The organism is Pseudomonas sp. JL3 (genome assembly GCF_031570575.1).
In the GTDB taxonomy this organism is placed as follows: Bacteria; Pseudomonadota; Gammaproteobacteria; order Pseudomonadales; family Pseudomonadaceae; genus Aquipseudomonas; species Aquipseudomonas cucumis.
Window position 1 is genome coordinate 430,270 of sequence record NZ_JAKWJK010000002.1, and the last position, 25,286, is coordinate 455,555.

Here is a 25,286-nt window from a genome sequence, read left to right on the forward strand (position 1 = left end):
CATGACTCATTCCATTGCGTTCAATTTCGAAGACGGCGTCACCCGATTCATCGACGCCAATGCTGGCGAAACCGTGGCCGATGCCGCGTATCGCCAGGGCATCAATATTCCACTGGATTGCCGCGACGGCGCCTGCGGCACCTGCAAATGTTTCGCCGAGGCTGGCCGCTATGACTTGGGCGAGGACTACATCGAAGACGCCCTCAGCGCCGACGAGGCGCAGCAGGGTTTTGTCCTGACCTGCCAGATGCGGGCGCAGAGCGATTGCGTGGTGCGGGTGCCGGTTTCATCGGATGTTTGCCGCACCCGTCAGGCCAGCTACGACGCGACCATCAGCGCCGTGCGTCAGTTGTCCGACAGCACCATCGCGCTGTCGATCAAGGGCGAAGCCCTGAGCAAACTGGCGTTTCTGCCGGGGCAGTATGTGAACCTCGGGGTTCCCGGCAGCGAGCAGACTCGGGCCTACTCGTTCAGCTCGTTACAGCGTGACGGCGAGGTGAGTTTTCTGATTCGCAACGTACCCGGCGGCTTGATGAGCAGTTTCCTCACCGGCATGGCCAAGGCCGGCGACAGCATGAGCCTGGCCGGACCGTTGGGCAGCTTCTATTTGCGCGACATCCGCCGTCCATTGTTGCTGTTGGCCGGTGGCACCGGTCTGGCGCCGTTCACCGCGATGCTGGAAAAAATCGCCGAGCAGGGCAGCGAGCATCCGCTGCATTTGATCTACGGCGTGACCAACGACTTCGATCTGGTGGAGCTCGACCGACTTGAAGCCTTCGCAGCACGCATCCCGAACTTCAGCTTCAGCGCCTGCGTGGCCAACCCCGACAGTCGGCACCCGCTCAAGGGCTACGTGACCCAACACATCGAGCCACGGCATTTGAACGATGGCGACGTCGACGTCTACCTGTGCGGCCCGCCGCCGATGGTCGAAGCAGTCAGCCAGTTCATCCGCGAGCAAGGCATAGCGCCTGCGAACTTCTACTACGAGAAATTTGCCGCCAGCGCGGCTTGAGCCGCGCTGTTGTGGGAGAGAGACATGAACAGATTCCACGAAAAAATCGCGCTGATCACCGGTGCCGCCCAGGGCATCGGTCGGCGCGTGGCTGAGCGCATGGCCGCCGAAGGTGCGCGGTTGATTCTGGTGGACCGCTCCGATCTGGTGTTCGAACTCCAAAAGGAATTGGGGCAGCGTAGCCAGGTGCTTGCCCTGACCGCCGACCTTGAGCAATACAGCGAATGCAGCCGTGTGATGCGCACCGCTGTCGAACGTTTTGATCGCCTCGATGTGCTGGTCAACAATGTTGGCGGCACGATCTGGGCCAAACCTTTCGAGCACTATGAAGAGGCGCAGATCGAGGCCGAAGTGCGCCGTTCGTTGTTCCCTACACTATGGTGTTGTCATGCGGCGCTGCCGTTCATGCTTGAACAAGAAAGCGGCGCCATCGTCAACGTTTCGTCCATTGCGACCCGTAGCGTCAATCGTGTGCCTTACGGTGCGGCGAAAGGCGGGGTCAATGCACTGACCGCTTGCCTGGCGTTCGAAACGGCCGGTCGTGGCGTGCGGGTCAACGCGACCGCCCCCGGTGGCACCGAGGCGCCGCCACGGCTGATCCCGCGCAATACCATGGAACTGAGCGCTCAGGAAAAGCTCTGGTATCAGCAGATTGTCGACCAGACCCTCGACAGCAGTTTGATGAAGCGCTATGGCACGCTGGATGAGCAGGCAAGCGCTATTCTGTTTCTGGCCAGCGACGAAGCCTCCTACATCACCGGCATGATCATGCCGGTCGGTGGCGGCGATCCGGGCTGAGCGGCTGTTAATACCTGTGACCTACAAACGACGCTGAAACGCTTTGACGATTCTGAGCGTGGCGTCGCTTGTGTTCAGGTTCTGTACCGTGTCCAGCGGGTACCAGATGCAGTCAAAGATTTCATTCCGTGGCCGAGCCTCTGTCAGGTTGACGACCGACGCCTCGTACACATGGTGCCGGGTGCTGGTCGTTTGCCATTCCATCAGGTACAGCATGTCATCGACCTCAAGCCCTGTTTCTTCATAGAGCTCTCGCATGGCTGCGCCCGCAGCGGTTTCGCCAGGCTCGACTTTTCCGCCGGGCAAGGTCCAGCGACACCTGGGTTTACGCACCAGGAGAATATGCCGGTCCTGCTCGCAAATGACGGTTGCACGTACTTTCATGGGTTACCCGACTGCCGCTTGTCACAAAACAGTCATAAAAATGCAATATTCAGACCGAAATCCGCAGAAGTGTCTGCTTCAAGGGTTGGAGTCGACAGGGCGGCTGAAAGTGCAATGAAATGCCGGAATCCTGACGCGACGTCTGGTTGGCACTTCAGTGAAGGTCGGGTGTAAGGTAGTCGAGTCGATCCAGGACTATCACTGCCAAAATGGAGGTGACTATGAGCGTTCCGATGCTGACTAAAATGCACATGAACGGCTATGACGTACTCAGCGTGAACAACGGCCCCTGGCGGGTGTGCACCAAAGGTGACCGGCTTGGAGCCTTTGGCAGCAGAGAGGAAGCACTGGCTTATGCGGCTGCGCTTCCCGCCTACAGAGCCCGGTCGGGCAAAGCGTCGCGTAGCCACAAATCAGAAAGCCAGAAATCAGACAAATAGCGCGCTTGAAGCCCCGGTTCGCCGGGGCTTTTGATTTGTTCATGGCAGCGTTCTCTAGTGAGCTTTCGTTCGGCTGATGGCTTTTGCCTTTACTTCCTCGGCATAGCCCGCCAATCGCTCTTCATCGCCCTGGAATAGCGCGCACAGCCTTAGCGTGGCCTCTGCGTCCACATCATTGCCGGCCAGGCGCAACTGCTCAGCGATGCGCAAAAGCTCTACCGCTGACCACCTCAGGTCCGAGGCTACACCTTGCAGGTCGCGCCGAAGTTGCTGTTCATATTCGTTAAGCCACATGATGACCTCCTGCAATTCCCCGCTACGAAATAGTAGTCCCATTTACCTGTCTGGAGCGTTATGTTCGTCTGATCGCACGAGAGTCGAAACCATGCAACAACCTGTCTACCAACTGCTGGAAGTCGCCAACGGCAAGCCGATCAAACTCTGGACCGAGGGTGTGCCGGTTGAAAGCGAAGCCCGGCAGCAATTGATCAATATCGCGAAAATGCCGTTCATCTTCAGGCACCTGGCGGTGATGCCGGATGTGCATCTGGGCAAAGGGTCCACCATCGGCAGTGTGATCCCAACCATAGGCGCGATCATTCCGGCGGCCGTGGGGGTGGACATCGGCTGCGGCATGATTGCCGCGCGCACTTCACTGACCGCCGCCGACTTGCCAGACAACCTGCACGGCCTGCGCAGCGCCATCGAAAAGGCCGTGCCCCATGGCCGCACGTTGAGCCATGGCCGGCGCGATGAAGGCGCCTGGAATCACGTTCCACAGCAAGCCGATCAAGCCTGGGCAGCGCTGAGCTCACGGTTCAAGGCGATCACCGACAAGTACCCGAAACTTGCCAGTACCAACAACCGCCATCACCTGGGCACCCTCGGTACCGGTAATCACTTCATCGAGGTCTGCCTGGACGAGGCCAACCGCGTCTGGTTCATGCTGCACAGCGGTTCTCGCGGCGTTGGCAATGCCATAGGGACCCTGTTCATTCAATTGGCCCAGGCGGACATGCGTCAGCACATTACCAATCTGCCGGACCGCGATCTGGCCTATTTCAAGGAAGGCAGCCGGCATTTCGACGACTACGTCGAAGCGGTGGGCTGGGCTCAGGACTTCGCCCGACAGAACCGGGCGTTGATGATGCAGGCGGTGATTCAGGCAGCGCGGCAAGTGATTCGAAAACCTTTCGAGGTCGCGCTGGAGGCCGTGAACTGTCACCACAATTACGTGCAGAAAGAGCGGCACTTCGGTGAAGAGGTCCTGGTCACCCGCAAGGGCGCGGTGTCGGCGAAGAAGGGCGAACTGGGGATCATTCCCGGCTCCATGGGGGCCAAAAGCTTCATCGTTCGGGGGCTCGGCAACGAGCAATCGTTCTGCTCCTGCAGCCACGGTGCCGGTCGTGTCATGAGCCGCACCAAAGCCAAAAATACCTTCACTGTCGCAGACCAGATCCGCGCGACCGCTCATGTGGAGTGCCGCAAGGATGCAGCGGTCATCGATGAGATTCCGATGGCTTACAAGGATATAGACAAAGTCATGTACGCCCAGCGTGATCTGGTGGAAGTGCTGCACACCTTGCGACAGGTGGTCTGTGTGAAGGGATAGTGATGGAAGGTGCTTCCATTGGTCGGGAACATTAACGGAGTGAACAGCTCTGCTGTCGTATTGAGGTAATGATCTATTCGCTCGGGCGAGGCCATCTTCAAAATGACGACTACCGATGATTTCAGACACCATGCACATGAGCTGATCGTTGACCTGGATGCGGCAACCACGGAGATGATGAAACTGATCTCGGCCCATCAGCTGAGCGGTCCGGAATGGGAGCGGGTCACGAAATGGCAGCATGAAGCGTATGAGCGGTGGATGGCGTATCTGAACGCGAGATCGTATCCCGAGTCCGGCTCGGGGGCCGGGCCGGGGCAGGGCGAAGCCCCGTTATAGACATCGTCGGTTGTCCGCTGGATGTCTGCGCAAGTACAGGCTACATTCCCCGTTTTTCAGGATAGGGAAGCGTTATGCGCACGTTGATGGCGGGAATAGCGGTGGCTGTGTTGGCGGGCTGTTCACTACCCGCATCCGTGGTGCCCGGCGAGCCCAATGTCAGCAAGTACAGCGAGAAGGCGCCCAAGGAGTATGCCGCGTGTGTACTGCCATTATGGCGTCAGGACATTCCTGGATCGACGCAATCGGCGATTTCCAACGGCTACCGGATCACCGCACCGAGCATCATCACCGCTGACGAAATTCTGGATATCGTGAAATCGAAGGACGGCAGCCGAGTCTCGCTTTACCAGGGACCACCGTGGGCCAAATCCGGGTCGCTGCGCCAGGCCGTCCGGGATTGTTTGTAACGCTCGCTTCGTTCCTGTTTTTGGATGTCGGTAGCCGCCGTATGTCGGAACCGAGGAACGGTCATTCCTGAATCAACTTCCAAGAGCTGACAGTCCATGGGAGTTTGATTATGAATGATGATCGAAAGAAGGCAGCCCTTGATGCCTGGTACCGGCTTTTGAGAGAACCGGAGGCCGGGATGGATTGTGAAGAACACTACGACAAACTGCTGACGGCTGCGGATGAAATGGAAGGAGCCGGGCTCATCAATAATGCTGAATGGCGTGAACTGGTGCGCGATGCGCGAGGAGCTTTTTCCGCGGTAAACGAAGGTGTCAGTGACGGAACGGTCAGTAGATGACTTAAAAATAGTGTGGATATTTAATGAGTTAGGAGATTTAGTAACTGGATGGTGAATCAGAACATCTTGTTACAAGTCGAGCAATTGGGTAATATTGCCCGGCGTTCACCACCACGGTTTATGCATTTTTAAAGCCCAGGCGTCCATCAGCTGCCTGGGCTTTTTTTTGTCTGGAATCTGATGATTGCTGATGAGCACGCTGCCGGCAAGGCGCCAGCAGCGGGGGGTATGAAAGCTATTGATGCCTGGGACTCACCAAGCCGGATCAGCCTTGCGACGATCTCTACCAGAAGGGTTTCCGGTATTTAGAATCCTTCTCTCTACCAGGACATTTTGCAGCGCCTGGCGTGCCGAAGGGCTTAGCTGATGTTCTCTCTCCTTGAGCTCAAGCAAGATGGGGTTCGACCATGCTCGATAGGTTTGCTCGGAATCACGAGTAGATGTCATCTATCTCTCCTTTGATGAATCGCCCGACGACACAGTGGGCGAAGTCCTGTGCGCTAAAAATCCTAGTTGAGGAAACGACTTGTCGCCAGTGAACGCGATGAGCTGCCGATTATCTCAAGCAACGCGGGTTGTTCGCGATTCGAGCGTAAACTGGCGGTGCTACCTCATCAAAAGGAGCCGCATATGATCGCCGACCAAATGAAGAAACAGGTGTCGGAGCAAAGCGCTGTTTGGGATCAATACTTCTGTGCCGCGTTGATTGCCGAAAGCCATCTGACGGCACCGGTGGTTGGAGAAGCCACCCACGAAGACAGGCAGAATTTGCTGATCCAAAGGGCTAAAGCGCTCGCCGACAAAATGCTTGAGAATAGAAGATGACCGGAGCCCAGCCATTGCGCTGGGCTCTTTACGTTTCGACGATCGATTCTGGCCAAGCGGTCGTGGCGGTCGGCGCGACGGATGATCGGGTTTTCTGCCAGGTGAACGCCCCTTGGTCGCGGATCGTCTACAGTTGGAAGTTCATGGATATGGAGATCGAACATGAAGTGCTTAATCTGTCAGGCAGCCGCTAACACTGTTCACGCGACTGGAGACTGGTCAGAAGTCAAATGCCCGGCCGGATGTGGACGCTACAAGGTCTCGGCGAACCTTGTTGCGAAAATGAAACGCAAGAACGAGTTCTTTGACATCGAACGCACAAGACGATGGCTTGAGATGTCACGCAATGACGATCCGGTGCCGTTGATATCTACCTACGATTACAACGTTTCCTTGTTGCATCGCGACACCGGGGAGAGGTCGGTCATCGCGCTGAGCCGTTCCAGGCAGCCGCTGACTTCGGATTAGTCAGTTCTGGCTTTAAAGTCGGAGCAGCCTTCGGCAGCTCCGACAGGGGCTCAGCTCACGCAGGCATTGCTCGATCTATCGACAAGAAAATAAGCAACCTCCATGGATAGCCCTTGTCGATATCAACATGCCCCGCTATTCGTCATCGCGCCTACCCAGGTTGTCAGCATTTATGGCGGGCTGAAAGCGGCTAACTGAATAATCAGGAGGTGGCTATGCACTGTCCGCTGTGTGGAAACACTAGTGCGCTGGAAGATCTTTCATTCGGGGGCGGCTTGCGCATTCATTGCGAACCGTGCGGTGGTTTCTATCGGATTTCATCAACCCTGGATGCCTTGGCTGAAGGAAAAACCTATGACACCGAGCGCGCTCGAGCCCGACTGAAAAAGAAGCGTGAAACCGACAAGTTGGAAGATCAAGAGCCGGCGCTAGGCGCGGAGGACAAAGACCTGCTCGTCGAGCCAAACTGACTTTTCGCAAGACGCACCGGGTTGGAGGGAGGCTATCTCGGCGAGCCGGGTGGTGAGCTTCCCCGGTGTATGTTTACAGAAAGACTCGCCTGGCCTGGAAATCCGATTCTGCAAGGAATATTTCAGGCCAGGCGAGCGTGCCAGATCCATGCGAGCTTTAATCCTGATGAACGCTAAGCGGCCCGGTCAATGATGAGCCTGTGCCACTCCGCGCAAAACCGTAGCAGCAGCGGATTGAGATCGAGTGCTGGCGATGTTCCCCAGTGATACGACGCCAACCAGACGCTTGTCTCGGTTGAGCACGGGCAGGCGACGCAGTTGCACGTCCGCCATGTTTTTTGCGACCTGTTCTATGTCTTCATCCTCAAAGCAATAACGGATGCCGCCCGTCATTATTTTACTGATGGGGGTGTTGCCAGTGAGCCCTTCGGCTACGGCTCTAATGGTTATATCCCGGTCAGTGATCATGCCAACCAGACGCTCTTGCTCCTCAACCATGATGGCGCCGCTATCGATCCTGGCCATCATGTTCGCGGCCTCCTGGATCGACTGATTTGGTTTGGCTGTTAAAACATCTTTCGTCATGACTTCCGAAATCTTCATGAAAAAACTCCTTTAAAGGGATGCTTCAGTGATTAAGGGCTGCCAATTTTTTCGACTGGGAGGTGAAGGGCGGGTTCAGATTGTTTTATCCCCACTCGTCATGGTAGCGGGGCGTCACTGGGGATTCGTACAGGCAGGGTGAGTCTGAGCGGGCGGGTCATGTGCGCAGGCCGGCGACAGGCTCTATCAGTTCTGAGCCCTGGTTCCTCACATTGCCCACAGCCACGTCCACTTTGAACCATTCGAAGGCATCGCAAGGTTCGCGTTGCTGCAGGATTATCTGTTCGGCACGCTCCTTGGGCGTGTACGGATCAAGCCATTCCCGGGCCAGTTCGGGATTGAGCGTCACTGGCCGCCGGTCGTGAATATCCACCATGCCGCCCTCGCTGTCCGCGGTGATGATCACGAAGCCGTCATGCTCATCCGGCTCCTTTTCGTACCTTGGATACTGACCAATGGCGGCGCACAGGATCGGCGCGTAATCCTTGCGACGGATCAGGTAAGGTTGTTTTTTCGGACCGCCCTCGTAAACCCATTCAAACCAGTTGTCGATGGCAATAATTGCCCGGTGCGGCCATATCTCCTTGAAGAATGGGTCGTGGGCGACTTTCTCAACCCTGGCATTGATCGGTGTTGCGTGATCCTTGGCCCAGCGCGGTCGCCAGCCCCAACGAACCCTGTCGGCGTGCAGCATGCCGCTTTCCTCGTGGAAGAGGGCGAGCTGAGTCGACGGCGCGGCATTGTAGAACTCGAGCGGCTGATCGCCAGCATTGTTGACCAAGGCGTTGGGCATGCTCAGCGCCGCCACGAACTCATGAACACCTCGATACTGCGAAAGTCGTCCGCACATGGCTAAGCCCTCATGCTGAAGCTTAAGCTTAGACAATAGTTTCAAGATGATCGTGTTCGCAACCCGCTGCCAGGGCGTATCCGGCATTCGCGGGTTTCTTGATTGATGTCAACCGCCTGAGTCGAGCTGCTCTGTATTCTTCGCAGAAACCGACAGCTGAACTGAGGGCGAAAAGTCATGCTCTATCCGCTGTTTCTAACCTTTCATCTGTTTGCCGCCCTGATCTTTATTGGCACGGTGTTCTTCGAAGTCCTGTTCCTGGAAAGCATCCGCAAACAATTGCCCGCCAAAGTAATGCTGCTGGTCGAGGAAGGTATTGGCCGCCGAGCCCGCACCCTGATGCCGTGGGTGCTGCTGGTATTGTTCGGCGCGGGGCTGGGCATGGTCTGGCTGCGCTATCTGCCCGTCCTTGCAACGCCACTGACCTCATCGTTCAGCACCTTGTTGCTATTGAAAATCATGGTCGCCGTGAGCGTGCTCCTGCATTTTCTGGCCGCTATGTTTCTGTTCAAAAGCGGCCGAATGAACGCTCGATACCTGCATTTCATCCATGGCAGTGTGTTCTGCCATATGGTCCTCATCGTGTTGCTGGCCAAGGGGATGTTTTACCTGACGTGGTGAGCCGCCGTGCCGCAACGTCAGCCCTGCAAGCACTTGGCTTGCGCTTGATACAAGTCAAGGAGCATTGATCGCCAATCCCGGACACTGTTGATCCGCAGCCAGTCTCGGAGACCTGTCATGCTCGATTTTTCTCACGCCCCCGGCGATCTGATCGCTCGGTGCGATCAGGGCGTACTCGACCCCAACTGCCATGCCGATACGCAAAAGTTTCATGACGGCATCGGCTCTCTGGATTTGCTTCGAGCCTTGCGCGTCAGCCGCCAGAAACGACGCCCGATAGCTCTGAACGTGCAGCTGCCGTCGCGGCTCAAGCCGTCCTTCTGTTCCCCGCGCGATGCCTCCTGCGAGCATGGCGATATCGAACAGTACCTCCAGCGCCTGGAACACGAGATCGACCTCGTCGGTTGCCACCTGAGCTCGGAGCAGCGGGTCGAACAATTTCATCTGGGTGGCGGAACACCCACCATCGCTCACCTCGAGCGGCTGATGAATCATCTGCGTGGCCGGTTCAACTTCCTCGAACACGAATGCGGCGACTACAGTGTCGACGTCGACCTTCACCATACCGATTGGTCGACCATGGGCGCGTTGCGCGACCAGGGGTTCAATCATGTCAGCATTGGCGTTCCGGATATCGATAGTGACTGTGACATGTCCGTGACCTGTTACCAGAACCCGGCGCCCGTTCATTCACTGATCGATGCCGCCCGCACCTTTGGTTATCGATCCATCAACGTCGATCTGGGTTTTGGCCATGCCTGGCAGACGCCAGAAAGTTTCGCGCTGAAACTGACGACCATTATCGAGCTGGAGCCGGACAGGCTGATGGTGTTCGACTACGCACGGCCACCACGCCGCTATCGGCCGATGCTCGGCGACCAGGTCAGAGAACCCTGCAGTCAGGACGATAAAGGCGCGATGCGCCAGATCTGCTTCGAACAGTTGATGGGCGCCGGTTATCACTACATCGGGATGGGGCAGTTTGTGCGGCCCGATGATGATCTGGCAATCGCTCAGGAGCGGGGCCGGTTGCGTCGCACCTGTGACGGTTTTACCCGTCACGGCTATTGCGACCATATCGGCTTCGGTTTGGGGGCGATCAGCCAGATCGACGATTTGTACACGCAAAACACCGACGCAATCGAGCGCTATCAGCAGCAACTGGACCGGAGCCAATTGCCGACGTCTCGCGGCTGGCGTTTCGAAGCGGGGGATCAGATAAGACACATGGTCATGGAGCGCCTGGCGTGTGATCAAGAGCTGGATATCCGCGCCATCGAGCGGCGCTACGGGCTGATTTTCTCCAAGTACTTTGCATCTGTCTGGCCATTGCTGGAGCAATTGAGTCGTGACGGGTTGATTGAATTGTCGGACCGTTTCATCAGCATTCTTCCCGCCGGCCGGCCGGAAGTGGATGCCATCTGCAACCTGTTTGAAAAGGATTCGGGCAGTGCAAGGCATTAACCCACCCGCGAGTTGATTGATCATGAAACCTGCATTCGATTTCGATCGAGCCCTGGTCGAAAAGTATGACCGCACCGGGCCGCGCTATACCTCTTACCCCACGGCGCCGCAGTTTCATCAGGCGTTTGCCGTCGACGATTATCGACGTGCCGCCTCCGACAGCAACCTGGCGGCGGTGCCCAAGCCCTTGTCGGTGTATATCCACATTCCGTTCTGCAAGAGCCTTTGCTACTACTGCGCCTGCAACAAAATCATTACCCAGAAAACCCATCGGGCGGTCGAATACCTGACGTACCTCAAGCGTGAAATCGTCATGCAGGCCGCGTTGTTCGACAGCACGCGCAAACTCACGCAACTGCACCTGGGCGGGGGCACGCCGACGTATTTGACCCGTGAACAGCTGGCGGACCTGATGGATTGCCTGCACCAGGCGTTCGACATGGACGACAGCGATGACCATGAGTTTTCCATCGAGGTCGATCCGCGCACCATCAGCACCGAGCAAATCCAGTCGCTGCGTCAGCTGGGCTTCAACCGCTTGAGCTTCGGCGTGCAGGACTTCGATCCCGACGTGCAGGCAGCGGTCAATCGTCAGCAAAGTGAAGAGCAGATTTATGCGTTGGTTGCTGCGGCGCGTGAGGCGCAATTCAAGTCGATCAGCGTCGATCTGATTTACGGCCTGCCACTGCAAACCGTGAACAGTTTCGACGTCACCCTCGGCAAGATCATCGCCCTGCGCCCGGACCGGATTGCCGCCTACAGCTACGCCCATTTACCCGAGCTGGTACGCGCGCAACGGTTGATTCGCCCGGCGGACATGCCACCACCGGAACGCAAGCTGGAGTTGCTGGAACTGACCATCCGCCGGCTGACCGAAGCCGGTTATGTCTATATCGGCATGGATCACTTCGCCTTGCCGGACGACGAACTGGCGCGGGCCCGCACCCATGGCACCCTGCAACGCAATTTTCAGGGTTACTCGACCCATGCCGACTGCGACCTGATCGGCCTGGGGGTGTCGTCGATCGGTAAGGTCGGTGACAGCTATAGCCAGAGCGTCAAGGAGCTTTCGCAGTACTACGCCCGTATCGATCAAGGTTTGTTGCCGGTGCATCGAGGCTACCGCTTGAGCGCCGATGACTTGCTGCGCCGCGAGGTGATCAGCGACCTGATGTGCCACGGCAGGATCGATTTCGCCAAGTTCGAAGCGGGTCATGGCATTTGCTTCACCGAGTATTTTTCCGATTCGCTGGCGCAACTGGACGAGCATGTGCGCGACGGACTGCTGCAGATTCACAGCGACGAATTAGTGCTGTTGCCGCAAGGGCATTTGATGATGCGCAGTGCCGCGATGGCATTTGACGCCTATCTGGGAGGGGAGCAAAAAGGCCGGTTTTCCCGCACCGTTTGAGGCGTCGGGCGCTCTGGCGCGAGGAATTTTATCGAGTTGATTTCAATCAAGGGCGGGGCACACAACGCTCCCTAACATGGCCGCAAGCCCCTTTGAAATCAGCGAGCTCATGACAATCCATCAGCCTTCGATACCTGGCAACCTGCGCATCTGGAGCGTCGGGCTAGTGGTGATGGTCTTGCTGATGATCGCGATGTTCGCGACGGTGCAGGCCAAGTCATACGGCGACATCGAGCAGCAGCGCATCGAGAAGGTCTTCCCGCAAACCGATTCAGTGTCCGCACCCGAAGGCAAGTTCAAGGTGCGCACGCTGTCCGCCGCCGGAAAGGTCATCGGGTATGTGTTCCAGAGCCTGGATGTGGTGGACATTCCGGCCTACTCGGGCAAACCCATCAACACCCAGGTGATCCTCGACACCGCCGGGGTGATTCAGGACGCCTATGTGCTGGAGCACCACGAACCGATTCTGCTGATCGGCATCCCCGAAGAAAAACTCCATGGTTTCAGCGCCCGATACAAAGGGATCAAGGTCAGCCAGCGGGTGGTGGTCGGCCACTCCAGCGACCCGAGCGCGGTCACCGTGGATGCCATTGCCGGCGCAACGGTCACCGCCATGGTGGTCAACGAGGTCATCATGCGTGCCGCCCATGAGGTGGCCGTATCGCTGAAGCTCATCGAGGACAAGGGCGGGGTGGTGAACAAGCCCGCCACCGTGCGCCAGGATTTTTACGAGCCCGCCACCTGGGAGCAACTGACCGGTAACGGCGCCATTCGCCGGTTGAACCTGACCCGTGGGCAGGTCGATGCCGCCTTCAAGGGCACCGAAGCCGAAGGCGTCGACAACGCCGGCCCGGATCAAGTCGATGATACCTTTATCGAGCTGTACACCGCCGACTTGAACCCGCCGACCATTGGCCGCGCGCTGCTGGGCGACAATCAATATCGCTTCCTCATGCAGGAACTCAAACCCGGCGAGCAGGCCATCGCGGTGCTGGGGCGCGGGCTGTTTTCCTATAAAGGTTCAGGTTATGTGCGCGGCGGGATTTTCGATCGGGTGCAATTGCGCCAGTTCGGCAACGTCATCAGCTTTCGCGACATGGACCATCAGCGGCTTTCCGACGTGTTTGCCGAGGGCATGCCCGAGTTCAATGAAATGTCGATTTTCATTGTGCGCAAACCGGCCGGATTCGACCCGGGATCGCCCTGGTCCCTGGAGCTGCTGGTGCGGCGTCAGACCGGCCCGGTCAGCGGCACCTTCAGCAGCTTCGAACTGCCTTATCAACTGCCCGAACCTTACCTTGAGCGACCTGCGCCCAGTGCCGAAGAACGGGCGGCCATCGAGGAAGCCAGCCGGCCGATGTGGTTGACCATCTGGTACCAGAAACACTTCCAGATTGCCGTACTCGCGAGCGCGTTGTTGCTGCTGACGGCCATTCTGTTCCTGCAAGACAAACTCACCCGCCGGCCACGCTTTCTGCACTGGCTGCGTCGTGGTTACTTGCTTTTTACTGTGGTCTTTCTGGGCTGGTATGCCTTGGGGCAGCTGTCGGTGGTCAATGTCCTGACCTTTGTGCATGCGCTGTTCGAGCACTTTCGCTGGGAGCTGTTTCTCACCGATCCGCTGATCTTCATGCTCTGGGTCTTCACCGCCGCGAGCATTCTGTTGTGGGGCCGTGGCGTGTTCTGCGGCTGGCTGTGCCCGTTTGGCGCCCTGCAAGAGTTGATCAACGAAGCCGCGCGCAAATTGAAAGTCCCCCAGTACGAATTGCCGTTCGCGGTGCATGAGCGGCTGTGGGCGATCAAGTACATCATCTTGCTGCTGCTTTTTGGTATTTCCCTGGAATCGATGTCCACCGCCGAACTGTTCGCCGAGGTGGAACCCTTCAAAACCGCCATCACCCTCAAGTTCGACCGCCAGTGGTGGTTCGTGCTCTACGCGGTGGGGCTGCTGGTGATCAACATTTTCACGCGCAAAGTCTATTGCCGTTACATCTGCCCCTTGGGCGCGGCGCTGGCGATTCCAACCAAATTACGCCTGTTCGACTGGCTCAAGCGCCGCAAGGAATGCGGCAGCCCCTGCCAGTTGTGCGCCAAGGAATGCGAGATCCAGGCGATTCATCCCGATGGCCGGATCAATGCCAACGAGTGCCACTACTGCCTCGATTGCCAGATGACCTACCACAACGAAAACAAATGCCCGCCGCTGATCAACAAGCGCAAGAAGCGCGGCAAACCGGCGCCCGTGGCGGTGCAACTGATACCTGTCGTGGAAGTGCCGGCGACTGAATGAAGCTCGCGAACGCACGTGCGCAGTGACCGTTTTATCTCTTCAAGGAGTACGCAACATGACTGACACAGAATCCAAGAAAGCCATGCCGGAAGAGGAAAAGGCTGGGCTCAGCCGTCGCGGTTTTCTGGGCAGTAGCGCCGTCACCGGTGCGGTGCTGGCGGGGGCCACGACCCTCGGCGGCGCGGTATTCAGCCGTGAGTCCTGGGCCGCGGCGGTCAAGGATGCGCAGGCGAAAATCCATGTCGGCCCCGGTGAGCTGGATGAATACTACGGCTTCTGGAGCGGTGGTCATCAGGGCGAAGTGCGGGTGCTGGGCGTGCCGTCGATGCGCGAGTTGATGCGTATTCCGGTGTTTAACGTCGACTCGGCCACCGGCTGGGGCCTGACCAACGAAAGCAAACGGATCCTGGGCGACAGTGCAAAGTTCCAGAATGGCGATTGCCATCACCCGCATATCTCCATGACCGATGGCAAGTACGACGGCAAATACCTGTTCATCAACGACAAGGCCAACTCCCGGGTCGCGCGCATTCGCCTGGACATCATGAAGTGCGACAAGATCCTCACGGTGCCGAACGTGCAAGCCATTCACGGCCTGCGTCTGCAAAAAGTGCCCTACACCAAGTACGTGTTCGCCAATGCCGAATTTGTCATCCCGCACCCCAATGACGGCCGTACCTTCGACCTGCAAGACAAGAACAGCTTCACCATGTTCAATGCCATCGATGCCGAGAAAATGGAGATGGCTTTCCAGGTGATCGTCGACGGCAACCTGGACAACTCCGACGCCGATTACACCGGCAAGTACGCGGCGTCCACCTGCTACAACTCGGAGAAGGCTTACGACCTTGGCGGCATGATGCGCAACGAGCGCGACTGGGTCGTGGTGTTCAACATCCCGCGCATCGAGGCTGCGATCAAGGCCGGCAAGTTCATCACCCTGGAAGACTCGAAAGTGCCGGTGGTCGACGGTCGTAAAACCGATGGCAAGGACTCCGAGTTCACTCGCTATGTTCCGGTGCCGAAGAACCCCCACGGCCTCAACACCTCATCCGATGGCAAGTACTTCATTGCCAACGGCAAGCTGTCGCCAACGGTCTCGATGATCGCCATCGACCGGCTGGACGACTTGTTCGCCGATAAATTCAAGGACCCGCGCGAGGTTATCGTCGCCGAGCCGGAACTGGGCCTGGGCCCTTTGCACACCACCTTCGACGGTCGCGGCAATGCCTACACCACGCTGTTTATCGACAGCCAGGTGGTGAAGTGGAACATGGAGGAAGCGATACGCGCCTACAAGGGCGAGAAGGTCAATTACATCAAGCAAAAGCTCGACGTGCAGTATCAGCCTGGCCATAACCACGCTTCGTTGACCGAAACCAGTGAAGCGGATGGCAAGTGGCTGGTGGTGTTGTGCAAATTCTCCAAGGACCGCTTCCTGCCGACCGGGCCGCTGCACCCGGAAAATGACCAGTTGATCGATATTTCCGGCGATGAGATGAAGCTGGTGCATGACGGCCCTGCGTTTGCCGAACCTCACGATTGCATCCTGGCGCGCCGGGACCAGATCAAGACCCAAAAGATCTGGAGCCGCAACGACCCTTTCTTTGCCGCCACCGTGGAGCTGGCCAAGAAAGACGGGATCAACCTGGAGACCGACAACAAGGTCATCCGCGACGGCAATCATGTGCGGGTCTACATGACCTCCATGGCACCGGCCTATGGCCTGACCGAGTTCACCGTCAAGCAGGGCAACGAGGTGACCGTGATCATCACCAACATCGACCAGATCGAGGATGTGACCCACGGTTTCGTGATGACCAACCATGGCGCCAGCATGGAGATCAGCCCGCAGCAAACGTCGTCCATCACCTTTACCGCCGACAAGGCCGGCCTGCATTGGTACTACTGCAGCTGGTTCTGCCATGCGCTGCACATGGAAATGGTCGGCCGCATGAAGGTCGAGCGGGCCTGACGGTTGGCATTCGACAGGAGCGGGGCGATGACCGATTTCAAGGAAAACCCGGTGAAGGCCATTGCCCTTGTGCTCCTGTTGATGTCAGGTGGGGCACTGGCGGCGGTGCAACCGATCACCACCTTGCCGTTGCGGGTTGACGCTGAACAACGCTGGCACTTGCCGGCGGGCGAGTACCGTGGCTCGTTCAGCGTCGATCAACCGATGCAGATTGTTTGCGAGCCCGGCGCGGTGTTTCAGGCGCAAGGGCAGGGCAACGGGGTGATCGTCAGTGCGCCCGATGTGCGGATCGAGGGCTGTACCTTTCTGGATTGGGGGCACGACCTCACGGCCATGAATTCGGCGGTGTTCCTCCAGCCCAAGGCCCGTGGCGCGGTGATCAAAGGCAATCGCCTGCAGGGCCAGGGTTTTGGTATCTGGGTCGACGGTACGCAGGATGCGAGCCTGATCGACAACCGCATCCAGGGGGATCCGGCGCTGCGTTCCCAGGATCGCGGCAACGGTATTCATCTGTATGCGGTGCATGGCGCCCGGGTCATCGGCAACCAGGTGCGCGACACCCGCGATGGCATCTACATCGACACCTCCAACGGCAACCTGCTGCAGGGCAATACCCTGGAAGACCTGCGTTACGGCGTGCATTACATGTTCGCCAACGACAATCGGCTGATCGGCAACACGACTCGTCGCACCCGCACCGGCTACGCCTTGATGCAAAGCCGCAAGCTCACGGTGATCGGCAACCGCTCCGAACAGGATCAGAACTACGGCATCCTGATGAACTACATCACCTATTCAACCTTGCGCGACAACTTCGTCACAGACGTGCGCGATGGCTCGACCGGCGACAGCATGATCAGCGGCGCCGAAGGCAAGGCGCTGTTCATCTACAACTCGCTGTTCAATACCATCGAACACAACCACTTCGAACACAGCGCCGTGGGCATTCACCTCACCGCCGGCTCCGAAGACAATCGCATCGCCGACAACGCGTTTATCGGCAACCAACGGCAGGTCAAATACGTCGCCACCCGCTTGCAGGAATGGTCGGCGGATGGCCGGGGCAATTACTGGAGCGATTACCTGGGCTGGGATCGCAACAACGATGGCCTGGGTGATATCGCCTACGAACCCAACGACAACGTCGACCGCTTGCTGTGGCTGTACCCGCAGGTGCGGCTGTTGATGAACAGCCCCGGGATTGAATTGCTGCGTTGGGTGCAACGGGCCTTTCCGGTGATGAAATCGCCGGGCGTCCTGGACAGCCATCCGCTGATGAATCCCACCACACGACCCCTGACCCAGGAGCCCACCGCATGAACGTCATCGACATGGAAGGCGTCAGCCAGCGCTATGGGTACACCACCGTGTTGCATCAGTTGAACCTGAGCCTGGGCGAAGGCGAAGTGCTGGGTTTGTTCGGGCACAACGGCGCGGGCAAGACCACCAGCATGAAACTGGTACTCGGTCTGCTCCAGGCCAGTGAAGGATCGGTCAGGGTGTTCGGTCGCACGCCCAGTGATCCGCAGGTTCGGCGTTTGCTGGGCTATTTGCCGGAGAACGTGACCTTTTATCCGCAGATGAGCGGCCAGGAGACCTTGCGGCATTTCGCCCGACTCAAAGGCGCAGCGCCCGCGCAGGTGGACGTGCTGCTGGAGGAAGTCGGCCTGGCGGGTGCGGCGCATCGACGGGTCAAGACCTATTCCAAGGGCATGCGCCAGCGCCTGGGACTGGCGCAAGCCTTGCTCGGCGAGCCGCGCTTATTGCTGCTCGACGAGCCGACCGTCGGCCTCGACCCCATCGCCACTCAAGACCTTTATCGGTTGCTCGACCGGCTGCGCAGCCAGGGCACCAGCATCATTCTCTGTTCCCACGTATTGCCGGGCGTCGAGGCGCATATCAACCGTGCAGCGATTCTGACCCAGGGGCGCCTGCTGGCCCTCGGCAGTCTGCGCAGTTTGCGCGAAGAAGCCGGGTTACCGACGCTGATTCGCGCCAACGGGCTCAAGCACGCCGGGCCGTTGCAGCGATCCTGGAACAACGCTGGGCACGTCACCCAGCGCTGGGGCGTGGAGGGCCTTGAAGTGGCTGCGCTCAATGGCAACAAATTGGACCTGTTGCGCCAATTGCTCAATGAACATGAGCCGGCCGACGTGGAAATCGACCCGCCGTCCCTGGAGGACATCTACCGCTATTACATGGGCCGGGCCGGTGCGACCCCCAGTGGAGAGACCGTATGAACCCGATCTGGAACATGGCCCGCAAGGAATTCAACGACGGTTTGCGCAACCGCTGGTTGTTGGCGATCAGCCTGTTGTTCGCGGTGTTGGCGACCGGCATCGCCTGGTTGGGGGCGGCGGCTTCCGGGCAACTGGGCTTCACCTCTGTGCCCGCCACCATCGGCAGCCTGGCCAGCCTGGCGACATTCCTCATGCCGCTGATTGCCTTGCTGCTGGCCTATGACGCCATCGTCGGCGAAGACGAAAGCGGCACGTTGTTGCTGTTGCTGACCTATCCACTGGGGCGCGGACACATTCTGCTCGGCAAGTTTGTCGGCCACGGATTGATCCTGGCGCTGGCGACCCTCATCGGTTTTGGCTGCGCGATGCTCGCGATTGCCGTGCTGGTGGAAGACGTCGAACTGAACCTGCTGCTCTGGGCGTTTGGACGATTCATGCTGTCGTCGACGTTACTGGGCTGGGGCTTTCTTGGGCTGGCCTATGTGCTGAGCAGCGTGTCCGCCGAGAAATCCACGGCTGCCGGGCTGGCGCTGGGGGTGTGGTTCTTCTTCGTGCTGGTGTTCGACCTGGCGCTGCTGGCACTGCTGGTGCTCAGCGAAGGGCAGTTCAACCCGAAGGTGCTGCCTTGGTTATTGCTGCTCAACCCCGCCGATGTCTATCGCCTGATCAATCTCTCCGGTTTCGAGCCCGGCGCCGGCAGTGCTGGCGTGCTGACGCTGGGCAGCGATTTGCCTGTGCCGGGCTCGATGCTCTGGTTGTGCCTGTTGCTGTGGGTGGCGGTGCCTTTGAGCTTGGCCTGGTTGCTGTTCCGTCGACGGGCGACATGAATTCACACCTTGGTTTTTGGAGCATCTGACGATGAGTAATCTGTATTCGACGACGGTACGCGCCGTGGCGGGCTTGATGGTCTGTGTGCTGCTGGCGGCTTGTGACAAGCCGGTGCAAACCACCTACAGCGATGCCGCCGCTGCTTTTCATCCCAGTGATGAATGCCATGTTTGCGGCATGATCATCGATGGCTTCCCCGGGCCCAAGGGTGAAGTGGTCGAGCGCAGTGGCATCAAGAAATTCTGCTCCACGGCGGAAATGATCGGTTGGTGGCTGCAACCGGAAAATCATCATGGCGAGGCCCGGTTGTATGTCCACGACATGGGCCGCAGTCCGTGGAACGCACCCAATGATGCCCATCTGATCGATGCCAAGGATGCTTTTTACGTGGTCGGCACCCAACTCAAAGGCGCCATGGGCGTGGTGCTGGCGTCTTTCTCCAGCCAGCAGGCTGCGGAACAACTGGCCGCCGACCAGGGCGGTCGTGTGCTGCGGTTCAGTGATATCGATCAGGCGGTACTTCAGCAGCAGCCAGCGATGTCGCACTCGACTCATTGATCGGCGTGCCACCGAGAAAAGTGATCGCCGTCAAGTCAGTATTTCTGCGCCTGTTCAAAGATAGGGGCTCACAACGTCCCCAGTGCTTGGCATTCACGATGCCCAGGAGAACATGATGCAAACCGAGTTTCAGGATCGTTTGGCGGTGATCACCGGCGCCAGCTCCGGAATTGGCCTGGCGTTGTGCGCCGCGCTGTTGCCACGTGGCGTCAAGGTGCTTGCGATGTCACGCTCTGCCGGTGATTTGCCGACCTTGCAACAGATCTACGGTGAACGGCTGCAATGGTGCGCCGGGGACGTCACGCGCGAGGAAGACTTGCAAGAGCTGGCCCGGCGGGCGGCGGCGCTTGGACGGGTGGATTATCTGGTGCCCAACGCGGGTATTGCCGAAATGGCCGACAGCCTGGACATGCCAGCCTTCGAGCGCCAATGGGCGGTCAACGGTGCCGGGGCGTTGAACACCCTGGCGGCGTTGCGCGGTGAGTTGGCGAACCCGGCCTCGGTGGTGTTTGTCGGTAGTTTCCTGACCGGTTCGAGCTTTCCCGGTCTGGCTGCCTGCATTGCCAGCAAGGCCGCGCTGACGGCTCAGGCGCGCACGCTGGCGGTGGAGTTTGCGCGTTACGATGTGCGCATCAACCTTGTTTCGCCGGGGCCGACCGCGACCTCGATGTGGGACAACCTGGGATTGAGCGACGGTGAGCTCGATGATGTCGCTGATACCCTTGGCAAGCGTCTGCTGCCGGGGCATTTTCTCGATGCGTCGGCGGTGGCCAATGTGATTATTTTTCAACTGTCCCAAGGCGCCCGGGGTGTCTATGGGCAGGACTGGAAGGTTGATAACGGTTATACCTTGGGGTGATGGGTGAGCTCACAATTTTGCGGATGTTCCCGGACCCTTGTGGGAGCTGGCTTGCCTGCGAAAGCGGCGTGTTGGGTGAGGTTTTGATGGTGTACATATCCGTTGCTGCGGTAACGACTACTATTGGTTCCGCCCTTACGGCGGGTCACTTTGGAAAAGCGCCAAAGTAACCAAAACGCTTTCGCCCCTGACGTACGGTGGCTCGCCCAGGCTCGCCATACCCTCACTCCGGTCCTGCTCCGTGGGCCCGCCGCCATCGGCCATCCATGGCCGGGGGCGGCTACCGCGGCATCCTTGCCGCGGTGCCCACTGCGCAGAACCTGCGTTCGGCCTTCCGACGGGGCAGATCAAGATCAAAAGCCAAAGCAAAGCAACAGGAGCCGTTCCCACACAGATCGTTCCCACGCTCCGCGTGGGAATGCCGCCGGGGACGCTCCGCGTTCCGCTCGCGACGCAAGGCTTGAGTCCTGCGTAATGGTGACGCGGAGCGTCACGGGATGCATTCCCACGCGGAGCGTGGGAACGATCATCAACACGCGCAGGCGTAGAGGAAGCAGGCCGGCCGGTAGGCCGCCTCGCGGTGCTTTTGCGGTAGTCGCCCCCTCGAGAGGCCGAGTGGAGGTTCTGCGCAGTGGGCACCGCGGCAGGGATGCCGCGGTAGCCGCCTCCGGCCATGGATGGCCGATGGCGGCGGGCCCACGGAGCAGGACCGGAGCGAGGGCATGGCGAGCCTAAGCGAGCCACCGAACGAAAGGGGCAAAAGCGCTTTGGTTACTTTCGCGCTTTTCGAAAGTGACCCGCCGTAAGGGCGGAACCATAAGTCGCCGTTACCGCAGAAACGGATATACACGCAAGCCTAAGCCCAAGCCCAAGCCCAAGCCCAAGCCCAAGCCCTAATGCGAAGTCCCCTCCACAAACTCAATCTTGTTCCCCACGTTATATTTGCCCGACGGCTTGTTCATCGGCAGTCGCTTGATCTCCTTAAGGGTATTGCTGTCATAAACAATCAGCGCACCCTCATTGGCCCAAATACTCAAAAGCAGGTAGCGACCATCCCGAGTGAACTCAACATGGGCAGCCGTCTTACCAGGCATCGGACGCAAGGTATGGGCGATTTCCAGAGTCTGTTTGTCAATCAAATGGATCGCATCGTTATCAGGCCCGAAGAACACGTCAGTCCAGGCATACCGCGAGTTGACATGACTGCGCATGAAGAACCCCGGCCCCAGGGTCGGAATTTCCTTGATCAGTTTCCAGGTCTTGAAGTCGATGACCGAGATCAGTCCCTTGCTGATGTTCGGCGTGGCGAACACCCACTCACCGTTACGTTTCCAGTAGGTGCCGGACCCCAGGTGCGGCATGCCTGGCAGCGGTATGTCAGTGACCACCTTGCCACTGTCGAGGTCGATCACCTGGCCGCCCTTGGCCTTGCGCGATGTGGCCAGCAGTTGCTTGTAGTCCGGTGAAAAGGAAAAGTCGTCCAGCACATCCTCGGCCTGGATGCGTCGTGGTTCGAAGTCCGGTGTGCCGGCGCTCGACAGCTCCCAGACTTCCTTCACATCCTTTAGCGCCACGATGAAACTGTCTCGTGGCGGGGCGGTGTAGACCGCGCTGACCCGTGACGCGGTGCCGTCCTGGCCGATTGCGGGGATGGTTTTGACCAGCGACAGATCGCGGGCATCGAGCACCACCAGATTGCCGGGTAGATAGTTGCCCACCAGCACCCAGCGGCCATCCTTGCTCACCGCCAGGTTGCGGGTATTGAGCCCGGCGCGGACCTCGGCGATCAGCTTCAGGTTGTGCAAGTCGTACAGGCTCACCCAGCCATCCCGTGAGGCGACATAGACGAAGCGTCCATCCGGCGAGAACTTCGGCCCGCCATGCACCGCAAAGTGCGAAGCAAACCGCGCCAGCACGTCGAAACGATCACCGTCGAGGATGTCGATGTGATGGTCGCCGGCTTCCACTACCACAAACAGGTTCAGCGGATCGGCGCCATGCTGGGGCGTGTCGGGCAGTTTGCTGATATCGGCGAGAATGGAATGACTGCCGCGAATGTCGTCGTTATTCCAGGTGGGCGGGGTGGCGGGTGGTTGCTGAAGGTAATCCACCAGCGCGTCGATCTGTGCCGGACTGAATACGTTGGCATACCCGGTCATCTGACTCGCGGGGCGACCGTTCTGAATGACGCTGCGGATTTCATCGGGTTTGATCCGGCTCAGACTTTCCGGCAGCAAGGCCGGCCCCGTACCGCCGAAACGGTTGGCGCCATGGCAGCTTTGGCAATGCTGTTGGTAGAGGTCGGCGGCCGCGTCGGAGGGTGGAATCGCTGCGCCGGCATGGGCCGTACCGATCCATAACAAGGGGGCAAGCAGCATACGTCTCATATCGCCACCTTACCGTGGCGTTGCAACACCGGAGCGGCGTAAAAGCGTGCCGGGTATTCCTGCTGTTGGGTAGCGAACAGATCGACCACTTTGCCGATCACCGTTAGCGTCGGAATGCCCGGTGGGCAATCCAGCGCCAGGGTTGGCAACTGGTGCAACTTGCCTCGGGCGACGTGCTGGTCGGGACGCGTGCCATTGCTGATCAGCGCCGCCGGTGTATCGGCGGCCATTCCGGCTTCGATCAGGCGCAGGGCGATAATCCCGAGGTTCGATAACCCCATGTAAAACACCAGGGTCTGGCTGCTGTCGGCGAGGCTGCTCCAGGGTAATTGCAACTCACCATCGCGCTGCAAATGCCCGGTAATGAAGCGGCAGGAGTTGACCAGGTCCCGGTGGGTCAGCGGAATGCCCGCATAAGCGCTGCAGCCGGAAGCGGCGGTGATGCCCGGGACCACCTGGCAGTCAATGTTGCGTTGCAGCAGATACTCCAGCTCCTCGGCGCCACGGCCGAATATGAACGGATCGCCTCCCTTGAGCCGGACCACACGCTGCCCCCGATCGGCGAGGTCGGCAAGCAGTTCGTTGATCTGTTCCTGGGGCAGGCTGTGGCAGCCGCTGGCCTTGCCAACGTAATGCCGAGCGCAGGTGAGGGGGATCAACGTCAGCAGCTCGGGGCTGATCAGGCGGTCGTAAACCACGGCGTCGGCCTGCATCAACAGGCTCCAGGCACGCAGGGTCAGCAAGCGTGGATCACCGGGGCCGGCGCCGACCAAGGCTACTTCGCCCGGTCTGAACGGGGACGCAAGTGCGGCCGGTAAAACAATCGATGGGTGCATGGGACGTCCTTGGTTCTTCATCAGGTGAGCCGGCCCCATCCTTTGCCGGATGGCTCGCCAGGCGGGTGCTTCAGTGCATGACGCAAGGGATGGTCATTAATGGCGGCATACCGATTTCTTCATCGCTGAGATGGCAACCGGGGTCCTGGCCCCAGAGGTCGCCTTCGGCCCAGGCACGGGTGCGGGTATTGCCGTTGCAGATGCTCAGCCAGCGGCATTGGCCGCAACGGCCACCGACGGCGCGCGGATGCACACGCAGCTGCTGCAACAAGGCGTCCGGTTGGTCCAGCCAGAGCGTGCGAAACGGCGTGTGCCGGACGTTGCCCACCGAGTGCTGCCACCAATAGGTGTCGGGGTGCACTTCGCCGGTGTTGTCGATGTTGGCGATGCCGCTGCCCGAGGCGTTGCCGCCCCAGGCCCGGAGCATGTGTTCCAGGCGCGGGTAATGTTCGGGTAGATGCAGGCCCACCCATTGCAGCAAGAGAATCGCGTCGGCATCGTTGTTGCCGCTGACAAAGTCGCTGTCGCGACCGTGCTCAATGTCTTCCCAGGCCCGTTCGAAGATCAGCGTCATCGCCTCGCGGCTCATCTGCTGCCGGGCGTCGAGCTTGCGGCTGCGTTTGCCGCGACCGCTGTAGTTGAGGTGCGACAGATAAAACTTCTGCACGTCGTACTCGCGCATCAGCGCCAGTAACTGGGGCAGTTGTTGATGGTTCTCTTGGGTCAGGGTGGTGCGCAGGCCGACCCGGATACCCTGTTCACGACAGAGACGGATCGCCCGCATGGAGCTGGCGAAACTGCCCTTGAGTTGGCGGAAGGCATCATGGGTGGCTTCCAGGCCATCGATGCTGATCCCGACATAGTCGAAATTCGCCGCGCGGATCTGTGCGATGTTTTGCTCATCGATCAGCGTGCCGTTGGTGGACAACGCGACAAAGAAACCCTTGGTGCGGGCGTAGGCGCTGAGCACAAACAGATCGTCGCGCAACAGCGGTTCACCGCCGGAAAGAATCAGGACCTTCACCCCGGCGTCGTGCAGATCGTCGATCACGGTCAGCGCGGCGGACGTATCCAGTTCGTCGCGAAAGACACTGTCGGCGGACGTGGCGTAGCAGTGTTTGCAGGTCAGGTTGCAGCGCCTGAGCAGGTTCCAGATCACCACCGGTGGCCGGTTGCTGCCCGGTGGGCTGGTTCTGGGGGCAGGCGCCTGGCCGGTCAGGGCACGCAGGTATTGGCTGATCCTCAACATGCAAATCTCCTTG

General features: G+C 59.2%; 28 protein-coding genes. 20 read left to right on the top strand and 8 right to left on the bottom strand.

From position 1 onward, the window contains the following. The first annotated feature begins 1 nt into the window (after position 1). Together benC and MMG91_RS05335 are read left to right on the top strand one after the other, a co-directional pair. Positions 2-1,015, top strand: coding sequence for a benzoate 1,2-dioxygenase electron transfer component BenC (benC, locus tag MMG91_RS05330; RefSeq protein WP_310658968.1), 1,014 nt, complete (start codon positions 2-4; stop codon positions 1,013-1,015). 24 nt (positions 1,016-1,039) lie between these two features. Beyond that, positions 1,040-1,813: a 1,6-dihydroxycyclohexa-2,4-diene-1-carboxylate dehydrogenase gene (locus MMG91_RS05335; protein WP_310658969.1), complete on the top strand. Its 774-nt coding sequence runs from the start codon at positions 1,040-1,042 to the stop codon at positions 1,811-1,813. Positions 1,814-1,834: 21 nt separating this feature from the next. Here the strand turns inward: MMG91_RS05335 and MMG91_RS05340 are convergent, their stop codons facing one another. Continuing rightward, entirely contained in the window at positions 1,835-2,197 is a 363-nt protein-coding gene (locus MMG91_RS05340) for an NUDIX hydrolase (protein WP_310658970.1), read from the bottom strand. 221 nt (positions 2,198-2,418) lie between these two features. Here MMG91_RS05340 and MMG91_RS05345 point away from each other — a divergent pair, with 221 nt between their 5' ends. Next, on the top strand, positions 2,419-2,637 hold the full coding sequence (locus MMG91_RS05345; RefSeq protein WP_305445932.1) for a DUF2188 domain-containing protein: 219 nt from the start codon (positions 2,419-2,421) through the stop codon (positions 2,635-2,637). Positions 2,638-2,691: 54 nt separating this feature from the next. Here MMG91_RS05345 and MMG91_RS05350 read toward each other — a convergent pair whose 3' ends face one another. Then, positions 2,692-2,931, bottom strand: a complete 240-nt coding sequence (locus MMG91_RS05350; protein ID WP_253549002.1) for a hypothetical protein — start codon at positions 2,929-2,931, stop codon at positions 2,692-2,694. A 91-nt stretch (positions 2,932-3,022) separates the two neighbouring features. Here MMG91_RS05350 and MMG91_RS05355 point away from each other — a divergent pair, with 91 nt between their 5' ends. The 4 genes from MMG91_RS05355 (at position 3,023) to MMG91_RS05370 (ending at position 5,339) form a co-directional block, all read left to right on the top strand. Then, positions 3,023-4,249, top strand: a complete 1,227-nt coding sequence (locus MMG91_RS05355; protein WP_310658971.1) for an RtcB family protein — start codon at positions 3,023-3,025, stop codon at positions 4,247-4,249. 102 nt (positions 4,250-4,351) lie between these two features. Further along, a complete protein-coding gene (locus tag MMG91_RS05360) occupies positions 4,352-4,588 on the top strand; it encodes a hypothetical protein (RefSeq protein WP_305445930.1) in 237 nt (78 codons plus the stop codon). A 74-nt stretch (positions 4,589-4,662) separates the two neighbouring features. After that, a complete protein-coding gene (locus tag MMG91_RS05365) occupies positions 4,663-4,998 on the top strand; it encodes a hypothetical protein (protein ID WP_305445929.1) in 336 nt (111 codons plus the stop codon). 110 nt (positions 4,999-5,108) lie between these two features. Next, positions 5,109-5,339 (top strand): hypothetical protein, encoded by a 231-nt coding sequence (locus MMG91_RS05370; protein ID WP_305445928.1) that lies wholly within the window; start codon positions 5,109-5,111, stop codon positions 5,337-5,339. 252 nt (positions 5,340-5,591) lie between these two features. On the opposite strand, the gene MMG91_RS05375 is transcribed toward MMG91_RS05370, so the two are convergent. Beyond that, positions 5,592-5,786, bottom strand: a complete 195-nt coding sequence (locus MMG91_RS05375) for a hypothetical protein (protein ID WP_305445927.1) — start codon at positions 5,784-5,786, stop codon at positions 5,592-5,594. Between the two features lie 183 nt (positions 5,787-5,969). Here MMG91_RS05375 and MMG91_RS05380 point away from each other — a divergent pair, with 183 nt between their 5' ends. From MMG91_RS05380 to MMG91_RS05390, 3 genes are all read left to right on the top strand, one after another. Beyond that, positions 5,970-6,164, top strand: a complete 195-nt coding sequence (locus MMG91_RS05380) for a hypothetical protein (RefSeq protein ID WP_305445926.1) — start codon at positions 5,970-5,972, stop codon at positions 6,162-6,164. Beyond that, the gene (locus MMG91_RS05385; RefSeq protein WP_305445925.1) at positions 6,161-6,358 is read left to right on the top strand and encodes a hypothetical protein; all 198 of its coding nucleotides are present in this window, start codon (positions 6,161-6,163) and stop codon (positions 6,356-6,358) included. The genes MMG91_RS05380 and MMG91_RS05385 overlap by 4 nt, the downstream gene beginning before the upstream one ends. A gap of 489 nt (positions 6,359-6,847) precedes the next feature. Next, positions 6,848-7,102 (top strand): hypothetical protein, encoded by a 255-nt coding sequence (locus MMG91_RS05390; RefSeq protein WP_305445924.1) that lies wholly within the window; start codon positions 6,848-6,850, stop codon positions 7,100-7,102. Between the two features lie 186 nt (positions 7,103-7,288). On the opposite strand, the gene MMG91_RS05395 is transcribed toward MMG91_RS05390, so the two are convergent. Next, positions 7,289-7,705 (bottom strand): CBS domain-containing protein, encoded by a 417-nt coding sequence (locus tag MMG91_RS05395; protein WP_305445923.1) that lies wholly within the window; start codon positions 7,703-7,705, stop codon positions 7,289-7,291. Positions 7,706-7,862: 157 nt separating this feature from the next. Beyond that, positions 7,863-8,555: an SOS response-associated peptidase family protein gene (locus tag MMG91_RS05400; protein ID WP_310659079.1), complete on the bottom strand. Its 693-nt coding sequence runs from the start codon at positions 8,553-8,555 to the stop codon at positions 7,863-7,865. A 177-nt stretch (positions 8,556-8,732) separates the two neighbouring features. Here MMG91_RS05400 and MMG91_RS05405 point away from each other — a divergent pair, with 177 nt between their 5' ends. The 10 genes from MMG91_RS05405 to MMG91_RS05450 all read left to right on the top strand — a co-directional run bounded on the left by MMG91_RS05405 (position 8,733) and on the right by MMG91_RS05450 (position 20,801). Then, positions 8,733-9,176: a CopD family copper resistance protein gene (locus tag MMG91_RS05405; RefSeq protein WP_305445922.1), complete on the top strand. Its 444-nt coding sequence runs from the start codon at positions 8,733-8,735 to the stop codon at positions 9,174-9,176. 117 nt (positions 9,177-9,293) lie between these two features. Then, positions 9,294-10,640: a coproporphyrinogen III oxidase gene (locus MMG91_RS05410; protein WP_305445921.1), complete on the top strand. Its 1,347-nt coding sequence runs from the start codon at positions 9,294-9,296 to the stop codon at positions 10,638-10,640. A 22-nt stretch (positions 10,641-10,662) separates the two neighbouring features. Continuing rightward, positions 10,663-12,051, top strand: coding sequence for an oxygen-independent coproporphyrinogen III oxidase (gene hemN, locus MMG91_RS05415; protein WP_310658972.1), 1,389 nt, complete (start codon positions 10,663-10,665; stop codon positions 12,049-12,051). 109 nt (positions 12,052-12,160) lie between these two features. Further along, positions 12,161-14,341 carry a transcriptional regulator NosR gene (nosR, locus tag MMG91_RS05420; RefSeq protein ID WP_305502271.1) on the top strand — a complete coding sequence of 727 codons (2,181 nt, stop codon included), beginning with the start codon at positions 12,161-12,163 and terminating at the stop codon, positions 14,339-14,341. 55 nt (positions 14,342-14,396) lie between these two features. Further along, positions 14,397-16,316, top strand: a complete 1,920-nt coding sequence (gene nosZ / locus MMG91_RS05425; RefSeq protein ID WP_310658973.1) for a TAT-dependent nitrous-oxide reductase — start codon at positions 14,397-14,399, stop codon at positions 16,314-16,316. Between the two features lie 27 nt (positions 16,317-16,343). After that, positions 16,344-17,636, top strand: coding sequence for a nitrous oxide reductase family maturation protein NosD (locus tag MMG91_RS05430; RefSeq protein ID WP_310658974.1), 1,293 nt, complete (start codon positions 16,344-16,346; stop codon positions 17,634-17,636). Next, a complete protein-coding gene (locus MMG91_RS05435; protein WP_310658975.1) occupies positions 17,633-18,556 on the top strand; it encodes an ABC transporter ATP-binding protein in 924 nt (307 codons plus the stop codon). Before MMG91_RS05430 ends, MMG91_RS05435 begins: the two co-directional genes overlap by 4 nt. Then, positions 18,553-19,383 (top strand): ABC transporter permease subunit, encoded by an 831-nt coding sequence (locus MMG91_RS05440; protein ID WP_310658976.1) that lies wholly within the window; start codon positions 18,553-18,555, stop codon positions 19,381-19,383. Before MMG91_RS05435 ends, MMG91_RS05440 begins: the two co-directional genes overlap by 4 nt. Positions 19,384-19,414: 31 nt before the next feature. Then, positions 19,415-19,942 (top strand): nitrous oxide reductase accessory protein NosL, encoded by a 528-nt coding sequence (locus MMG91_RS05445; RefSeq protein WP_310658977.1) that lies wholly within the window; start codon positions 19,415-19,417, stop codon positions 19,940-19,942. Positions 19,943-20,057: 115 nt separating this feature from the next. Then, positions 20,058-20,801: an SDR family oxidoreductase gene (locus tag MMG91_RS05450; protein WP_310658978.1), complete on the top strand. Its 744-nt coding sequence runs from the start codon at positions 20,058-20,060 to the stop codon at positions 20,799-20,801. An 893-nt stretch (positions 20,802-21,694) separates the two neighbouring features. Here MMG91_RS05450 and MMG91_RS05455 read toward each other — a convergent pair. From MMG91_RS05455 to nirJ, 3 genes are all read right to left on the bottom strand, one after another. Further along, the gene (locus MMG91_RS05455; protein ID WP_310658979.1) at positions 21,695-23,188 is read right to left on the bottom strand and encodes a cytochrome D1 domain-containing protein; all 1,494 of its coding nucleotides are present in this window, start codon (positions 23,186-23,188) and stop codon (positions 21,695-21,697) included. After that, entirely contained in the window at positions 23,185-24,024 is an 840-nt protein-coding gene (gene cobA, locus MMG91_RS05460; RefSeq protein WP_310658980.1) for a uroporphyrinogen-III C-methyltransferase, read from the bottom strand. Before cobA ends, MMG91_RS05455 begins: the two co-directional genes overlap by 4 nt. Positions 24,025-24,094: 70 nt before the next feature. Further along, the gene (nirJ, locus tag MMG91_RS05465; protein ID WP_310658981.1) at positions 24,095-25,273 is read right to left on the bottom strand and encodes a heme d1 biosynthesis radical SAM protein NirJ; all 1,179 of its coding nucleotides are present in this window, start codon (positions 25,271-25,273) and stop codon (positions 24,095-24,097) included. Between the last annotated feature and the right edge of the window lie 13 nt (positions 25,274-25,286).

Bases quoted from the DNA above. Each gene is read 5' to 3' on its own strand.
- benC (WP_310658968.1), top strand. From the start codon at position 2: ATGACTCATTCCATTGCGTTCAATTTCGAAGACGGCGTCACCCGATTC.
- MMG91_RS05335 (WP_310658969.1), top strand. From the start codon at position 1,040: ATGAACAGATTCCACGAAAAAATCGCGCTGATCACCGGTGCCGCCCAG.
- MMG91_RS05340 (WP_310658970.1), bottom strand. From the start codon at position 2,197: ATGAAAGTACGTGCAACCGTCATTTGCGAGCAGGACCGGCATATTCTC.
- MMG91_RS05345 (WP_305445932.1), top strand. From the start codon at position 2,419: ATGAGCGTTCCGATGCTGACTAAAATGCACATGAACGGCTATGACGTA.
- MMG91_RS05350 (WP_253549002.1), bottom strand. From the start codon at position 2,931: ATGTGGCTTAACGAATATGAACAGCAACTTCGGCGCGACCTGCAAGGT.
- MMG91_RS05355 (WP_310658971.1), top strand. From the start codon at position 3,023: ATGCAACAACCTGTCTACCAACTGCTGGAAGTCGCCAACGGCAAGCCG.
- MMG91_RS05360 (WP_305445930.1), top strand. From the start codon at position 4,352: ATGACGACTACCGATGATTTCAGACACCATGCACATGAGCTGATCGTT.
- MMG91_RS05365 (WP_305445929.1), top strand. From the start codon at position 4,663: ATGCGCACGTTGATGGCGGGAATAGCGGTGGCTGTGTTGGCGGGCTGT.
- MMG91_RS05370 (WP_305445928.1), top strand. From the start codon at position 5,109: ATGAATGATGATCGAAAGAAGGCAGCCCTTGATGCCTGGTACCGGCTT.
- MMG91_RS05375 (WP_305445927.1), bottom strand. From the start codon at position 5,786: ATGACATCTACTCGTGATTCCGAGCAAACCTATCGAGCATGGTCGAAC.
- MMG91_RS05380 (WP_305445926.1), top strand. From the start codon at position 5,970: ATGATCGCCGACCAAATGAAGAAACAGGTGTCGGAGCAAAGCGCTGTT.
- MMG91_RS05385 (WP_305445925.1), top strand. From the start codon at position 6,161: ATGACCGGAGCCCAGCCATTGCGCTGGGCTCTTTACGTTTCGACGATC.
- MMG91_RS05390 (WP_305445924.1), top strand. From the start codon at position 6,848: ATGCACTGTCCGCTGTGTGGAAACACTAGTGCGCTGGAAGATCTTTCA.
- MMG91_RS05395 (WP_305445923.1), bottom strand. From the start codon at position 7,705: ATGAAGATTTCGGAAGTCATGACGAAAGATGTTTTAACAGCCAAACCA.
- MMG91_RS05400 (WP_310659079.1), bottom strand. From the start codon at position 8,555: ATGTGCGGACGACTTTCGCAGTATCGAGGTGTTCATGAGTTCGTGGCG.
- MMG91_RS05405 (WP_305445922.1), top strand. From the start codon at position 8,733: ATGCTCTATCCGCTGTTTCTAACCTTTCATCTGTTTGCCGCCCTGATC.
- MMG91_RS05410 (WP_305445921.1), top strand. From the start codon at position 9,294: ATGCTCGATTTTTCTCACGCCCCCGGCGATCTGATCGCTCGGTGCGAT.
- hemN (WP_310658972.1), top strand. From the start codon at position 10,663: ATGAAACCTGCATTCGATTTCGATCGAGCCCTGGTCGAAAAGTATGAC.
- nosR (WP_305502271.1), top strand. From the start codon at position 12,161: ATGACAATCCATCAGCCTTCGATACCTGGCAACCTGCGCATCTGGAGC.
- nosZ (WP_310658973.1), top strand. From the start codon at position 14,397: ATGACTGACACAGAATCCAAGAAAGCCATGCCGGAAGAGGAAAAGGCT.
- MMG91_RS05430 (WP_310658974.1), top strand. From the start codon at position 16,344: ATGACCGATTTCAAGGAAAACCCGGTGAAGGCCATTGCCCTTGTGCTC.
- MMG91_RS05435 (WP_310658975.1), top strand. From the start codon at position 17,633: ATGAACGTCATCGACATGGAAGGCGTCAGCCAGCGCTATGGGTACACC.
- MMG91_RS05440 (WP_310658976.1), top strand. From the start codon at position 18,553: ATGAACCCGATCTGGAACATGGCCCGCAAGGAATTCAACGACGGTTTG.
- MMG91_RS05445 (WP_310658977.1), top strand. From the start codon at position 19,415: ATGAGTAATCTGTATTCGACGACGGTACGCGCCGTGGCGGGCTTGATG.
- MMG91_RS05450 (WP_310658978.1), top strand. From the start codon at position 20,058: ATGCAAACCGAGTTTCAGGATCGTTTGGCGGTGATCACCGGCGCCAGC.
- MMG91_RS05455 (WP_310658979.1), bottom strand. From the start codon at position 23,188: ATGAGACGTATGCTGCTTGCCCCCTTGTTATGGATCGGTACGGCCCAT.
- cobA (WP_310658980.1), bottom strand. From the start codon at position 24,024: ATGCACCCATCGATTGTTTTACCGGCCGCACTTGCGTCCCCGTTCAGA.
- nirJ (WP_310658981.1), bottom strand. From the start codon at position 25,273: ATGTTGAGGATCAGCCAATACCTGCGTGCCCTGACCGGCCAGGCGCCT.